At 39.3% G+C, this 15,993-nt stretch carries 14 protein-coding genes, 1 pseudogene and 1 riboswitch; of the genes and pseudogenes, 11 read left to right on the plus strand and 4 right to left on the minus strand.

Annotation, left to right across the window (positions count from 1 at the left end; genetic code table 11):
* The first annotated feature begins 4 nt into the window (after positions 1-4).
* From FF105_RS08925 to FF105_RS08970, 10 genes are all read left to right on the plus strand, one after another.
* Positions 5-1,516, plus strand: a complete 1,512-nt coding sequence (locus FF105_RS08925) for a peptide chain release factor 3 (RefSeq protein ID WP_010276135.1) — start codon at positions 5-7, stop codon at positions 1,514-1,516.
* Positions 1,517-1,674: 158 nt separating this feature from the next.
* Positions 1,675-2,583: a hypothetical protein gene (locus FF105_RS08930; RefSeq protein WP_228934879.1), complete on the plus strand. Its 909-nt coding sequence runs from the start codon at positions 1,675-1,677 to the stop codon at positions 2,581-2,583.
* A gap of 80 nt (positions 2,584-2,663) precedes the next feature.
* Entirely contained in the window at positions 2,664-3,206 is a 543-nt protein-coding gene (locus FF105_RS08935) for a hypothetical protein (RefSeq protein WP_004910942.1), read from the plus strand.
* A gap of 105 nt (positions 3,207-3,311) precedes the next feature.
* Positions 3,312-3,408: riboswitch (THF riboswitch) on the plus strand.
* Positions 3,409-3,449: 41 nt separating this feature from the next.
* Positions 3,450-4,007, plus strand: a complete 558-nt coding sequence (locus tag FF105_RS08940; RefSeq protein WP_147651122.1) for a folate family ECF transporter S component — start codon at positions 3,450-3,452, stop codon at positions 4,005-4,007.
* A 35-nt stretch (positions 4,008-4,042) separates the two neighbouring features.
* A complete protein-coding gene (gene thiD, locus FF105_RS08945) occupies positions 4,043-4,855 on the plus strand; it encodes a bifunctional hydroxymethylpyrimidine kinase/phosphomethylpyrimidine kinase (protein WP_031940963.1) in 813 nt (270 codons plus the stop codon).
* 205 nt (positions 4,856-5,060) lie between these two features.
* Positions 5,061-5,627: a WxL domain-containing protein gene (locus FF105_RS08950; protein WP_010276117.1), complete on the plus strand. Its 567-nt coding sequence runs from the start codon at positions 5,061-5,063 to the stop codon at positions 5,625-5,627.
* Positions 5,628-5,750: 123 nt separating this feature from the next.
* A complete protein-coding gene (locus FF105_RS08955; RefSeq protein WP_010276113.1) occupies positions 5,751-6,860 on the plus strand; it encodes a WxL protein host-binding domain-containing protein in 1,110 nt (369 codons plus the stop codon).
* Between the two features lie 24 nt (positions 6,861-6,884).
* Positions 6,885-7,205: a hypothetical protein gene (locus FF105_RS08960; protein WP_010276109.1), complete on the plus strand. Its 321-nt coding sequence runs from the start codon at positions 6,885-6,887 to the stop codon at positions 7,203-7,205.
* A complete protein-coding gene (locus FF105_RS08965) occupies positions 7,195-9,129 on the plus strand; it encodes a hypothetical protein (protein ID WP_010276105.1) in 1,935 nt (644 codons plus the stop codon). Before FF105_RS08960 ends, FF105_RS08965 begins: the two co-directional genes overlap by 11 nt.
* Before the next feature lie 433 nt (positions 9,130-9,562).
* A complete protein-coding gene (locus FF105_RS08970) occupies positions 9,563-10,876 on the plus strand; it encodes a helix-turn-helix domain-containing protein (protein ID WP_290046687.1) in 1,314 nt (437 codons plus the stop codon).
* Positions 10,877-10,913: 37 nt separating this feature from the next.
* On the opposite strand, the gene FF105_RS08975 is transcribed toward FF105_RS08970, so the two are convergent.
* Positions 10,914-11,597 carry a hypothetical protein gene (locus FF105_RS08975; protein ID WP_010276098.1) on the minus strand — a complete coding sequence of 228 codons (684 nt, stop codon included), beginning with the start codon at positions 11,595-11,597 and terminating at the stop codon, positions 10,914-10,916.
* Positions 11,598-11,936: 339 nt separating this feature from the next.
* Here FF105_RS08975 and adhE point away from each other — a divergent pair, with 339 nt between their 5' ends.
* Positions 11,937-14,639 (plus strand): bifunctional acetaldehyde-CoA/alcohol dehydrogenase, encoded by a 2,703-nt coding sequence (adhE, locus tag FF105_RS08980; protein WP_188352233.1) that lies wholly within the window; start codon positions 11,937-11,939, stop codon positions 14,637-14,639.
* A gap of 43 nt (positions 14,640-14,682) precedes the next feature.
* Here adhE and FF105_RS08985 read toward each other — a convergent pair whose 3' ends face one another.
* The 3 genes and pseudogenes from FF105_RS08985 to FF105_RS08995 all read right to left on the minus strand — a co-directional run.
* Positions 14,683-14,841, minus strand: a complete 159-nt coding sequence (locus FF105_RS08985; RefSeq protein ID WP_010276092.1) for a hypothetical protein — start codon at positions 14,839-14,841, stop codon at positions 14,683-14,685.
* A 135-nt stretch (positions 14,842-14,976) separates the two neighbouring features.
* Positions 14,977-15,516 carry a YagU family protein gene (locus tag FF105_RS08990; RefSeq protein ID WP_004910954.1) on the minus strand — a complete coding sequence of 180 codons (540 nt, stop codon included), beginning with the start codon at positions 15,514-15,516 and terminating at the stop codon, positions 14,977-14,979.
* A 295-nt stretch (positions 15,517-15,811) separates the two neighbouring features.
* A pseudogene (locus tag FF105_RS08995) lies at positions 15,812-15,993 on the minus strand (NADP-dependent phosphogluconate dehydrogenase); the annotation flags it as partial.

Below are 15,993 nucleotides of genomic sequence, written 5' to 3' on the forward strand. Positions count from 1 at the left end.
TACTATGGAAAACTTTCAAGAACAACTTAAAAATCGGCGGACTTTTGCGATTATTTCTCACCCCGATGCTGGTAAAACAACCCTGACTGAGCAGCTATTGTTGCACGGTGGGGTGATTCGTGAAGCTGGGACGGTTAAAGGCCGCGGCTCAAACAAGCTGGCTTCATCGGACTGGATGGCAATTGAACAGCAACGTGGTATCTCAGTGACCTCATCAGTGTTGCAATTTGATTATGAAGGTAAGCGAATCAACATTTTGGATACACCAGGGCACGAGGATTTTTCTGAAGATACCTATCGAACGCTGATGGCGGTCGACTCAGTTGTCATGGTTGTCGATGCAGCTAAGGGAATTGAGCCGCAAACGAAAAAGCTCTTTGAAATTGTCTCGCAACGTGGTATTCCCGTGTTCACTTTCTTCAACAAAATTGATCGTGATGCACGCCCAGCACTGGATTTGGTTGATGAATTAGAGTCTATTTTAGGCATTCAAGCTTATCCCATGAACTGGCCAGTTGGGTCAGGACAAATTTTGCAAGGCATTTATGATTTGCAAAAAGATGCGTTAGTGCCATTCAAAAATGCCAGTGATCACCCAGAAGTTGTTAGTGAAGCAATGGACGAAATTGAGTTATTACGTGATGCGGGTAACGAATTTGACGCTGACAAAATTGCTCATGGTAAATTGACCCCAGTCTTCTTTGGATCAGCCTTGGTGAATTTTGGTGTGACCGAATTTCTGCGTGAATATTTGACTTATGCGCCAGCGCCAGCGGCTGTGACAACGGTTGACGATCAGGCTATCACCCCAGATAGTCCACAATTTACTGGTTTTGTTTTCAAAATTCAAGCCAACATGGATCCTCGTCATCGTGATCGCATTGCCTTTGTTCGCATTGTCAGTGGTGAATTTGATCGTGGTATGGATGTCACTTTGCAGCGAAATGGCAAGAAATTAAAGCTCTCTAACGTCACACAGTTCATGGCTGAAGAGCGTGAAAATGTTCAAACAGCGGTGCCTGGCGATATTATTGGTGTCTATGATACCGGAAACTTCCAGATTGGTGACACAATTTATGCTGGCAAAAAGAGTGTGCAGTTCCCTGATTTGCCAACATTTACCCCTGAATTATTTAACCGTGTGATTGCCAAAGATGTGATGAAGCAAAAGTCTTACCATAAAGGCATCGAACAGTTGGTACAGGAAGGTACAATCCAACTTTACAAGTCTTGGAACGGTGGCGACTATATCATCGGTGCGGTCGGGCAATTGCAATTCGAAGTTTTCCAGTTCCGTATGGAAAATGAATACAACGTTGAAATTCAGTTCGAGCCAATTGGGTCAAAAGTGGCACGCTGGATTAAGCCAGAAGAACTTGACGAAAAAATGGGTTCATCTCGTAATTTGCTTGTGAAAGACCGTTACGACGCCCCAGTTTTCTTATTTGAAAACAAGTTTGCGCTCAACTGGTTCCACGATAAATACCCAGATGTGACACTAGAAGAAAAAATGTAATGTGACAAAAACCACAAAATCAATAATGATTTTGTGGTTTTTGTTTGCCCTTTTCGTGTTCTAGTTGTGAACATATGCGATAATATGTTACATTTTAGGACAATAATGTGTTATTATTACATGTGAAATAGTTAACGAAAGCAAGGGGAGAATATATCATGGCTTTTCACATTGATGAAAATCATTATAATGAAGCACTAAGGTTTTTTATTAGGGAAAAAGGGGTGCCCGTTAAAATTATTTTGGCACATGCTGATATTTCGCGTAGTCGATTTTATGGTTATCTGAACGGATCGGGTGATCTGGCGATGAGTCGATTACTTTCGATTCTGGAAGTAATTCACGTGTCACTTGATGAATTCATGTTGTATGCGCGGTCGTTAAAAGGTATCAATGGCAACATGACGTTACAACAAGAGACGCCACTTATTAATGAAGCAACAGTTGAAAGTGCATTACAAACATATAAGCAAACCAAGGATGTGGCAGCCATTGCAACAGCTGTTACACAAATCAAAACTCATGCTTCGGAAGAAAGCGCGGGAAAGTTACTTAAAAAACTGTTACCAACAGTTCGTAATGTTTTGTGCAAACGCCATTATTTTTCGATCATAGATGCAAATTTGTTATTGGATGTGATGGATAGTCTCCGGTACGAGGATCTGCAAACGATTTTGCCATTTGTTCGCAAAACGATTATGCAGCAACAAGCGAGTCAACAAACTGGTTTAGAAATGGAAATTACGCGTCAGCAAGCGTTACTCACTGTCATCTATCAATACACATTGCGGGCGTTTCACGAGCAAGCAAGTGCTGATACAAAGCGCGACTTTGAACTTGTTGACAGCTTGGAACCCGCTATTAGTGATTGGTACACCAACGTTATTCGTAAGTTGATGACAGTAGTGCGAACGCTTGCTGTGGCTGATAATGAATATGAAGCGCGCGTAGAATATAATAATATTTTGGCAGCCGTTTATGCGATTCAACCGCAATCCGTTTGGAATAATTATGAGCGACTGATGCACAACAACTTCAATGATTTCAAGACTTACACTATGCCATGACCCCATTAATTTGGGATTGGCATTCAGTTTTGGTCGTGAGTTATGTTAAAATGTAGTAACACCTACATTGGAGAATAATAATGGCATATTACACACAACAACTTTTTAATGGCCAAAGAGATCGCATTTTGCGTGTCGTTGACGCTGCGGATGAAACGCAAGCAACAGCAGGCTTTATCCATATTTTTGACGAACGTCGTCCGTTTGATTTTGAATACGCAACGGAATTAAGTAATGGTGAAATGACGCAAGAGGAATTTGATGAACAGGGCGGTGCTGGTAATACATTCAGTGCCAATTTTATGCCCATTGCTCAAAATGAAGACGAAGAGATACCGGCAGAAGTGTTTGAAGAATGGGCTGGTTTAGTTGGACGAGAGTACGCATTGATTCCTAATTTGCACATCAATATGTACCAACAATCACTCAAAGCAGAAATTGAAGATATTGATAAAGATACGTTTGAAGAGCGTTTGATGGAGTTAATCACACGCGTGTTGGGTTCATCTGTTGTGGGATTTGAAGAAAAGTCATTGACACTTTATCCAAGCTTCTTAATTCAAGAACAACCTGAACAGGCTGAACCCCAAGGCCCTTCAACGCAAATTATTTTACCAGAATAAGACGCTGCCTAGAGGTGGCGTTTTTTACGAACAATTACCAAACTTTAACACCAACGTTCGGTTCATTTGGTGTTACAATGTTCGTTGTCGATAAGACAAAATAAAATCGGGGTAGATTGATGCGCGTTAAGTGCAGCGGAAACGGAATGTGGGTCGCTGACGAAACACGCTTGTGTGCGGTGCATCAATCACATTCACCAATATAATCATATAGGTGAACACTCCACTCGGAGGTTCTTTATTATGGAAAGTACATCGCGTACATGGGCGCTGTCAAAATTAGACACGCGCCAATTTGTTGTTTTGGCATTTTTAATGGCTATTGACATGGCATTAAATAAATTCACTGTTGGAACGAATGTGCTACAAGTTAGTTTTTCGTTTGTGGCAATGTCTTTGATTGCCAAGTGGTATGGCCCGCTGTGGTCGATGCTGATTGCTGCCGTATTAGACGTGGTTAATATCACGATTGTTAATCCTGGTGTCTTCTTCATTGGGTTTACGTTGACGGCGGTTGTTTCAACATTGATTTATGCACTAGCTTATTATCGTCAAGATCACACAAGTCTATGGCGAATTATTGTTGCCGTTGGCTTGGTGTTACTCATTACTAACATTGTGATGAACACGGCTTGGTTGGTCATCATGTATCACACAGCGCATGATTGGCCATCATTGGTGGCGTTTACGATACCAAGAATTATCAAAAACTTGATTATGTATCCAATTCAGGTTGCAATCACTTATTTTTTCTTAAATAATCCAGTCGTACGACGCACAACAAAAACAATTTTTAGTTAAACAGCTTCGGCTGTTTTTTTTGAAAGCAGGTTATGATGACAAACGAATTTCCTCAAGTATTAACAATCGCCGGTTCTGATTCTGATGGCTCGGCTGGTATGCAAGCTGATTTACATACCTTTTTTATTCGTAAGACGTATGGGATGAGCGTCTTAGTAGCAGCCGTTGCTGGTAATTCTTACGGTATTCATGCGGCAGAAACGCTACCACTGGCATTTATTGATCAACAGTTTGAGGTTTTGGCTGATGATTTTAAAATCAAAGCTAGTAAGACGGGAATGCTTTCTGATGCAGCTTTAATTGGTACGGTGGTTAAGGCTTATCAGACTTATGATTTTGGGCCATTGGTCGTGGATCCTGTTATCACTACCAAACATGGGGCACAGTTATTAGAAAATGAGGCGTTCAAAGCTTTGAAACAACAGCTGTTACCATTGGCAACTGTTGCCACACCCAATTTTTTTGAGGCACAATTGTTGACGGGACGAACAATTCAGAGCGAAGCTGACCAGGCCTCAGCAGCGCGTGATATCCAGGCGTTGGGCGTTAAAAATATCATTGTGAAAGGTTGGCATCATCAAGATGACCAACAAGAAGTTGCCGATTACGTGTTACTAGCTGATGGATCAGACTTTTGGCTGCGCCATTCTTATTTTGATACGACACATATTAACGGCACGGGCGATACGTTAAGTGCCACAATTGCAGCTGAAATTGCCAAAGGACAGTCAGTTGCTAATGCCATTCGCACAGCGCACGATGTCACAACAGCGGCTATTGCTAGTGAAATTGCCGTTGGCCATCAATTTGGTCCAATTAATCACTGGGCAGCCCAGTCAGTTAATTAAATCATTATAAAAGGGTATCTATATTTAGGCTAATTCGACATAGAATTAGCTTTTTTTAGTGTTAAAAAGCCGATTCAGTCTGTTAAACAGGATTAGTTCACTATATTTTTTAAAATACAAAAAACTATGAATTTTAAAGCATGTTTTTTCTATTAAAATCATAATCGTAAGTTATGAAGGTTCATAGAGAAAGAAGGATAACAAAATGACTGGTTTACAAAAAGTTTCATCGTTGGTTTTGGCAAGCACATTTGCCGTGTCGGCACTTTCACCTATTATTGCTTCTGCTGATACAGTAGATACTTTGAACGGGGATGCGCACTTGGTTGTGAATAGTAATGGTGGTGCTGATCCAACGCCACGACCAGACAACCATGGTCAAATTTTGATGACCGGTGTGCCATCGTTTGATTTTGGTACACATAATGTCGGAAAGCTGAATGACGACGCCACTTTTACTATTAATGCAAAGGCAGCAACTGGTACGGCAGCTGGCACGAAACTAGCTGATCCGGCAAAAGATACTGCAACGACTCTGAATGTGAATGATTTACGTCCGGATGCCAATGCGTGGTCTATCACTGCTGAAGTGGGGGATTTGAGTTCAGCTAACAAAGGCACGGTTGGGCTAGATTCATTTAAGATGACCGTAGCTGATAATGCAGATAGTCATGTTACTGGAGCGACATCTGCATCAATGACGTTACCAGCAGATATCGTGACTGGAGACTATCACGCCAATATTACTTACACATTATCAGATGCAGAATAAGTTGTGATTTAAAAATTCACTCATTTCTTAACACTTAATCCACTTATATGCATGAATTTTACTAGATTAAATCAGCTGTTGATTTAATCTAGTACATAGAAATGATAGAAAGAAGCTTTTCAGATGTTGAATAAATCTGATGTTAAAAAGTTGCCAAACATTTTGGGGCAGTTGCTCTTATTAACGATCGTTATTTTCGGTTGTTTTGCATTAAATAAACAAGTACATGCAACGATTGTGCAACAGCCTTTAGAAGCAACACAAAAAAGAAATATCAATCAAACTGTTGGCTATACGATTACCAATGAACCGTCTATCTTACAAATTTCGGATAAGAAGGTTTCGTATTATTATTTAGCCACACGCCAAAAACAAGAATTTACTGTATATATTGATATTTTGAATGGTGCGCATAAAAATACTTTTGATATTAGTGTTAATACAGGTGTTACGAATCGTAATTTGTCAGTTGATTATGGCACACCACTTAGCCAGAACACAGGTGTCGCTGTAGTAGCACCATTCGAATTTGAAAAAATTGTTGGTGTTGACACAACTAAGTATGGTGTAGAAAAAAATTCTCGAACAACGGTAACAGTACCAGCTGACACACGGGCAAGAGTTCCTGTGACCATTCATATGCCAAAAAAACACTATAACGGCATTATGTCAGGTGGTATATCGGTTTTGAAAGAAAATCAGCAGGTTAATGCAAAGTCGACGTTACAAAACCAGTATGCTTATGTGAAAGGATTAGTATTACAACACGGCACTGCTGATATTCAACCCCAACTAGACTATGGTTCGTTGAAAACAATTGCTAAGGATTACCAGCCAAAAACAATTGTGACAATAAATAATTCAACTTTAGTGAACATTGAACATGTTAGTATGTCGGGTACAATTACAAATAAGTTGAATCAAGTTATTAGTAAAGTTAATGTTCAAGATGGTGAGATATCACCCGCTGCAAAGATACCGGTTGAATTTGTTTGGTCGAAAAAGAATTTCAAGAATGGCCACTACAAAATGCATCTTCAATTAAATGATCAAAATAACCATCGCTGGGCATTCACTCGTGATTTTACTGTTACAAATCGTCAAAAAATTTTAAAAGCAGCTCAGTATCACGCGCCAATCAATCGCTTGTTAGTTTTGTTAGTTAGCGTGATTGTACTTTTGATTGCCATTTGTGTTTGGCTATTAGTTAAAAACCATCAAAAAAAAGACTGATGTTGTTGGGAGGAGGAAAGTAGTATGAAAAATTATTGGCAGAAACTGGCACAATGTTTTGCAGGTCTGATAGTGCCACTATTAATCGGTGATAAAGCAAGTGCTGATGATACTTTAACAGGATCAGTTTCGATCAATATTCATAACGATATTAATTCATCAGTTCCCAAATTTTCTACTAATCCCCATTTTGTCGAACATAGTAGTACACACGCTATATCAAACTTGCCAAGTACATCTGCTGTGCTTCGAATCGAAATCGGTTTTGCGATAATTACGTTGGTAATTTTACTGCTGGTTTTTTTGATGCTAATAAAACGGAAGAGGGCAGCTAATGGTCAGTAAAGGTTTCTTCAGAAATATTATTGCTATACTAATTGCTATGGTAGCGTTATTGATCGGCTTTCCATTAGGTTATGCCGACACTCAGTCATTTATTGATCAAGATGGTAGCATCACAGGCGTACGTCATGCAACATATTATAAAGTAACAACATGGCAAGAGATGTTTAGTGCATACCGGTCTGCGCCTGATAACCAAATGGTTTATTTGTCAGTTGAAAAGGATATTGCGGGGTCACCTGATTTTGCAGGCGGCAACGGTCGTATGATTGCTGGCAAAGGTGTTGATATACTAGGAAACGGTCATAAAATATTTGTCGACAATGATACTAACTATACTTCCGGTACAGCTAGATCAGGTGGGGGACAAGGTTTTTTCTCCAGTGATGCTAGCGTGACGGGCAATACTGAAATGACGGTTGAAAATGCCACGATTATTAACAATCATGCCGATGGTATTTTCGCAATCACGGGTAATGCCACAGCGACAACTATCTATAAGAACATTCACACTGTAAATGGTGCATTGACTAACGGTGCTGGCCCTATTCGAAATGAAAATGGCACTATTAAATTTATGGGGAATAATGTGTTTAATATCCTGCAGGGGCAAAGTATGGTAGACCTTGGATCTGGCTCAAAAATTGATATGAGTCAGACTAAAGCCAATAATTCGGGTGCTGACAATAATGGTGAATGGATTCAAGGTGGTCAAAATGTTGAAGTAGTTGATGGCAATACAACAGTTAACCAGTCATGGGGCATGGATCAGCCTTTTTATACGTATTACACGAAGAATGGTTCTAACTTTTCTGTTGATGCTAATGCAAAGCTGAACTGGAATCTTAATGAAACCTATACAATGTGGTACGACGATGGCAATGCTAATGGTCCACTTAATTGGAATTTAGGAGAAGGCAGCCAATTTATCGTTAATAGTACAAAAAATACTGCTATTCACAATAACAATTGGTTCATGTGGATGAATACCTTAAATGCCCTAAATATCAACATGGCAAGCCATGCTTTGCTTGATATTACGTCAGGCGGTGGTTCAATTAATTTGGATGGCTTCCAAAATGGCAAAACTATGATTAATATGGCTAAAGATAGTAGTCTGAACTTGTATAACCTCAACACTAGCACATCGTTATTCAGTGGCGTTCCTGTCAGTGGATCAGAAATCAATTTGAATGATCCAGCTGATGTAACGATGAAAACAGCTGGTGGATCAGTCTTTCAAAACGGTTGCAATATTCCAATTAATATCAAAGGTAATGGGCTACGGTTACATGCTTCCACTAATACAGCAGCCGAACAGGACAATGACCTATACAAGCGATTGACTACGGGTAGTACCAACGGTAATTTTACAAGTGCACAAATGTCGCCAACAGCGTATAGTGCCGATGACCTTAAATTTTTACAGAAAGCGAGATATATACAATGGGCGCAACCGAATGGCAACCATTTGATTGATGGTAATCTGAATCGAACTTTTGTATTCAATGTTCAAGATTGTCCTCAAAGTGGTCTAGGAGGATTAGCTAGTGAAGGTGGATATTTTGTTGGGCCTAGTGATAACGACATGCACTTTACATTTTGTGCTGATGAAGGAACGAGTCCAAATGTTAAAATTCAAGTCTCACTAGCAAGCAATCTTTTGCCACACCAAACTGCTTATTATTGGCGAAGTGCAGGAGAAAATGATGTTACTACTTTGTCAACAACACCCGACACGATTTTGTCAGTGACTAGTGATGATCATTTACCAGAAGGTGTCACAATGAAAGATGCTGGGGAAGAATATGATGTGACATTTAAGAAGGATGAGGCTTTACTGCTCAAAGCAGGAAATGGCATACCGACTCAACCTTTAGATGGCGCTCAAGCCAGTTTTACTTATTCAATGGTTGATGCGCAATAATGACAGCGTTTTGTATCTACTGTTCAGAAATGTCTTTGTGTAAGTGATACACTAGATAGGTGCTTTATCTGTCATAAATACGGTGATATAGCAAGACGGGACTGGAGAAACTATTATTTCAGTCCTATTTATTTTGACAAGGGTGGTCCGATTAAAACATGAACAAATTTGATTTTTTGTATGAAAAAGATCAATTAACAAAACTGATAATTCTCGATATACTAATTACTAAATCGAAAATAGCACCTACTGGTCAAATTACGATGTCGATTCATGATCTGCAATGCAATCTGAAAATATCATTTGGGATAATTTTAACGTTAACGACACTTAAAAAAGAATATTAGCATTAGCAGATGATGTTACAACGCTGCATTATGACAACTGGATTGTTGTAGATGGGGATGGCGAGTGGATAAAACTCAATGTCAAGATGGCTGATCATTATATTTGTTTAAAGCAATTTTATTTAAAGACAAGCACTAAATTCAGATTGTTAGACCGAATTATTCAACATGAAGATGATCATTTAATCGATTTTTGCGAAGCGTTGCATTTGTCGCGAACAAAAATCAATGACATGAAATCTCATTTAAATCAAGGTATCACACAACTAAATCAAGGTATAAGGATAAAAAATTATAAATTAGTTGGTGAAGAAAAAGCTATTAGAGATTTTTTGTTTGCGTTATATTTTTTGTGCTTCAATGGTGCCTACGTACCCGTTAGTGAGCGTGTGATTAAACAAGCAAATCAGAATGTAGTAAGAGTAAATAGCACTTTACAAGAACCTTTGTCTCAAGTTCATGTTGTGGCTTTTCGTTGTTATTATGCAGTCGCTGTCTTGCGTCTGAATTTGCATCATGTGATTAAGGATGATTTGCAGCTATTTGTGCCACAAGCCTATAAGTGCTCACAATGGATAGGCCCTAGTATCAATAGTTTGTTTACCCAAGATCCCTTTATACCAAGACTTACCGGTGCTGATTTGGTAAATGAAATCGAATGGTATATGCTGTTCATTATGGCGTGCGACAACAATACTAAAAAAATCGGCAAGACAGTATTTTTAAGTCCCTATTATTGTGAGCTATTCCAAGCAATTTCAACTACTATTAATCGGCAATTTGTACTGACGTTTGGAAACAACTACACAAAACAACAAGACGTGACAACAAAATTAAGCGACAAATTTTTCACAATCGTTTTGCGCTATGTGGTTCGTCATAGCATTGGGTCTACCAATGTTAGTGATCATTCTTTCGATCACATCAACAAGTCTATTGATCGGCACCCAATTTGTGCAATATTTCTCTTGAATTGTTTGGCGGATTTAGCTCAGACAATTTATCCGGCGCATTTGCATGAACGGGAAAATTTTTTAAAAGCGACTTTTTCACAATTGTTATATAAGACGTTAACAATTATACCCATTTCCCAATTTATTCAACCGATTAACGTCTATATTGATTTTTCTCAAGGGTTCATGGACAATACTCACGCTGCTCGTTTATTAGAGGAAATGGGGGAGTACTTAAACATATATTTCGTGAAGGACTGGCAAAATGAACCAATAGACGTCTACATATCAGACATGCCTGATGGTGACTGTTTTTCATCAAAAAATGGTGTTTCAGTCACAGTGAATCAATATTTTTCAGATGTCGACTTAACTCGTATTCGTCAATTGCTCATTACAGTACTAGGTAATAAATTTTGGCAGCAAAAGGTTGGTTTGCCAAAATAAAAACGTGTGAGTTGATAAATTGCAACTCACACGTTTTTTAAGCTTCACCTGTGATATCACCGTGAACAAGCCGTTTGAAAATATGTCGATCGGCCCAAGCAATGTTACGACCTTGGAAAAGGAAAGAGACAATCGTGCCTAGTCCCAAAGCAACGAGCTGGTGACTGAACGGGAAACAGACTGCTGAAATACCAATTGCAACAACAAAGTTACTCATTTGTGCTTTGCTGGCATTGCCGTGAAAATAATCAAACCGTAAAATGTTGGTTAAGTCATCAAGGGGATGTAGAATCCAATTGACACGCTGATAAATGGAAATCGCAACCCCAATCGTCCACACCGCAAAAATATCGATTGGTAGTAACCACCACCAAGCAAGATGGCGAATGCCTAAGGCAACAAATAGGTTAGCAAAAACACCAACCAATAAACTAAACGACATGCCAAACACAATATTGCCAATTAAACGGGGCCAATTAAAGTGCATGGCGAGCCACATATTCAAAAAAGCGACACTCGTAGCAAAAAAAGCAAGAAATAAACTGATCGGCGCACCAGTTAGATTGGCTAAATTAGCTGCGCCAGCCGTCCAAGGGGCTGATCCCATTGCAGTTGCGACACTCAAGCCATTCCCAAAAGAATTGATAATTAGAGATACAACGAAAAAACTAATTTTTTGTTTGTATCCTAACTGGTAAAATTGTCCGTCAATATAATACATGTCATCTTGTCCTCAAGCTAATATATTATCTTATTATAGCATTGTCACCGTAAAGTGCTTGGCACGTTTATCGTACGAATTCATGTTTTTATCATATTTAGGACGCAATATTTACACTTTCTTCATAGAATAGTTATATAATAAGCCGTAGGCGTAATATTAAAAAAATATGCTGATACTGTGATTAAGTACACAATATTACCACTGTGTTTGTAAGCGCTTGCAAATGTACATTTATCAAGTGTTTAACAAATAAAAATTAAAAGTGTTGCTTTTTCTTGACACTTATTATATACTTAGATTGTTAAGAAATGAGCAAACAAAAAGGAGCACAAAATTATGGCAGAAGCAACTGCAAAGAAGCCCGCTAAAAAGGTTTTGACACCTGAAGAGAAAGCTGAATTAACAGCTCAAGCTGAAAAAATGACAGCCGAATTGGTTGAAAAGTCACAAAAAGCTTTGGCTGAATTTTCAACATTTTCACAAGAACAGGTTGATAAAATTGTTGCCGCAATGGCATTAGCTGGTTCTGAAAATTCACTATTGTTGGCCCATGAAGCCCACGATGAAACTGGTCGAGGTGTTGTTGAAGATAAAGATACCAAGAACCGTTTTGCCTCTGAATCCGTTTATAACGCGATTAAGTTTGACAAGACAGTTGGCGTTATCAATGAAGATAAAATTCAAGGAAAGGTTGAATTAGCAGCACCACTTGGTGTATTAGCTGGTATCGTACCAACAACTAATCCAACGTCCACAACGATTTTCAAGTCAATGTTGACAGCTAAGACGCGTAATACGATTATCTTCGCATTCCACCCACAAGCACAAAAGTCATCAGTTCACGCTGCACAAATCGTTTATGAAGCAGCTGTGAAAGCTGGTGCACCCAAGAACTTTATCCAATGGATTGAAAAGCCTTCAATCTACGCTACAACTGCTTTAATTCAAAATCATGGCATCGCTTCAATCTTGGCTACTGGTGGTCCATCAATGGTTAACGCCGCTTTGAAGTCAGGAAACCCATCAATGGGTGTTGGTGCTGGTAACGGTGCTATCTACTTGGATGCAACCGTAGATACTGACCGCGCTGTGTCAGACTTACTTTTGTCAAAGCGTTTTGATAATGGTATGATCTGTGCCACTGAAAACTCAGCGGTTATCCAAGCGCCAATTTACGACGAAGTTTTGGCTAAATTACAAGAACAAGGTGCTTACCTTGTGCCAAAGAAAGACTACAAGAAGATTGCTGATTACGTCTTCAAGCCAAACGCCGAAGGTTTCGGTGTAGCCGGACCAGTTGCTGGTATGTCAGGTCGTTGGATTGCTGAACAAGCTGGTGTTAAGATTCCTGAAGGCAAAGATGTTTTGTTGTTCGAGTTGGATCAAAAGAACATTGGTGAAGCGCTGTCATCAGAAAAGTTGTCACCATTATTGTCAATTTATAAAGTTGAAAAGCGTGAAGAAGCCATTGAAACAGTTCAATCATTGTTGAACTATCAAGGTGCTGGTCACAACGCCGCAATCCAGATTGGTTCACAAGATGACCCATTCATCAAAGAGTATGCTGATGCAATTGGTGCATCACGTATCTTAGTTAACCAACCAGATTCAATTGGTGGTGTTGGTGATATCTATACAGATGCTATGCGTCCATCATTGACGCTTGGTACCGGATCATGGGGGAAGAATTCATTGTCTCACAACTTGTCAACATACGACTTGCTTAACATCAAAACTGTTGCACGTCGTCGTAACCGTCCACAGTGGATCCGTTTGCCTAAGGAAGTTTATTATGAAGCAAACGCGATTACTTATTTGCAAGAATTACCATCAGTTAAGCGCGCCTTCATCGTGGCTGATCCTGGTATGGTGCAATTCGGCTTCGTTGGTAAGGTTTTGAGCCAACTTGAATTGCGTCAAGAACAAGTCGAAACTAACATCTACGGTTCAGTTAAGCCTGATCCAACCTTGTCACAAGCAGTTGAAATTGCACGTCAAATGGCTGACTTTAAGCCTGACACAGTCATTTTGCTTGGTGGTGGTTCAGCATTGGATGCTGGTAAGATTGGTCGTTTCTTGTACGAATATTCAACACGTCATGAAGGTATCTTGGAAGATAACGATGCTATCAAAGACTTGTTTACAGAACTACAACAAAAGTTCATGGATATCCGTAAGCGTATTGTTAAGTTCTACCATGCACGTTTGACGCAAATGGTTGCAATTCCAACCACATCAGGTACTGGTTCAGAAGTGACACCATTCGCGGTTATTACTGATGATGAAACACATGTTAAGTACCCATTGGCCGACTATGAGTTAACACCTGAAGTTGCCATTGTTGATCCAGAATTCGTGATGACTGTACCAAAGCGCACAGTTGCATTCTCTGGTTTGGATGCTTTGTCACACGCCTTGGAATCATACGTTTCAGTAATGGCCTCAGAATTCACACGTCCTTGGGCGTTGCAAGCTATTAAGTTGATTTTTGATAACTTGGCTGACTCTTATCACTATGATCCAAAGAACCCAACTAAAGAAGGTCAAAACGCACGTACAAAGATGCACTATGCTTCAACTTTGGCAGGTATGTCATTTGCTAACGCCTTCTTGGGTATCAACCATGCTTTGGCTCACAAGACTGGTGGTGAATTCGAATTGCCACACGGTTTGGCAATCGCGATTGCAATGCCACATGTGATTAAGTTCAATGCCGTAACTGGTAACGTTAAGCGTACACCTTATCCACGCTACGAAACTTATACAGCACAAAAGGACTATGCTGACATCGCACGTTACCTTGGTTTGAAGGGTAACACAGATGTTGAATTGGTTGATTCATTGATTGCAGCTGTTAAGGATTTGGCTGCGTCAGTTGAAGTTAACCAAACATTGTCAGGCAACGGCGTTGACAAGAAGCACTTTGACGATGCTTTGGATAGCTTGATTGATTTGGTTTACAATGACCAAACAACACCAGGTAACCCACGCCAACCTAGTTTGGCAGAAATTAAGCAATTGTTGAAAGATCAATTTTAATTAATGTTAATGAAAAACACACGCAACGTGAGTTGTGTGTGTTTTATTGTGTGATCACATAAATCAATAATGCAATTATCACGATGACAACCAAAATTATAGTGCCTTTAATTGATAATAAGCTCAACCCACGCTCTGGGTGGTTGGTGACATCGTTTAAAGTATCATCTAAATCACTGCGACCAAAACTGTCTTTTTTCATGTCGTTCTCCAAAGGGTAAGTTGACGGGATATGTTTCTTTTATTGTTAGATATTGTAATGCAAATTGATGAGGAATACCAGCTGTAATTAAAAAACACAAAGGATAAAATTATCCTTTGTGTGTCAAACTTAGCATTAAATATTTTCAAGATGACCTTTTTTATCTTTAGCGATTAAGTAGTAAACGGTTGCGGCAATTGACCACGCCCAAACGATATGTCCCCAGAATTCTGAGAAATGTTCATCAAATGGTTGATGCCATGGTGCAGGGACCGTTCCAAAAGCGGGCATCAAGATGACGTGCCACACAATCCAAAGAACGATACCATAAGCGGCACCTTGCCACAAACCAATTTTTGACCAGTATTGTGATACAAAAACGTACAAGACTGAAAAGGCAATAGCAAATGAAAAGTGCAAAATTAAGGTGAACCAGAAAACTTTTTGATCTTGTGAATAGTAGAAATAAGATTCAACTAATTTTTTTGGAATACCTAACTGCATAGCCATGTGTTGTGGCGGATTAATCAGGTTACGGGCAATTGTACGAGGTGGAAAAATATTTTCCCAACCAATTTTGACCATACCGGAAATCATACCGGCGATGAAACCGTACCAGACACTTTTGATAATGATTTCTTTGAGACTAGCCTTTGGCTTATTTAAAACAAACATCAATACTCTCCTTAAAATGTGAATAAAATAACAAACAAATATTAATTTTAAACGTTTATCAATCAATTGTCAAGTGAACAAATCAAGGGAGATAGTCACTTCAAAAAAATGAGACAAAAGCTCTCAAAATCGTTTTGATACAAACAAAAAGCCACCAAATTGATGACGACTATTTGATGGCAATAAAATGAGTGTTGTTGTTTTTTGGTATAAGCTGTGGTGCCTTTACACTAACAAATAGATAGTGATTATGAGAAACATTGAACATGAAACCACATATTACTACAGGTTAAAATTAAGCCTCGTCGTACCAAGAATAGTGGAACATTTCGCCGGCTGGCTTATCCACGCGTTCATAAGTATGAGCGCCGAAGTAATCCCGTTGTGCTTGAATCAAGTTTGCTGGCAAAACAGCTGATCGGTAGGAATCGTAATAGGCGACTGCGGCAGACAACGACGGTGTTGGAACACCGGCTG

This window comes from Leuconostoc sp. UCMA20149, from assembly GCF_030400235.1.
GTDB lineage: Bacteria > Bacillota > Bacilli > Lactobacillales > Lactobacillaceae > Leuconostoc > Leuconostoc pseudomesenteroides.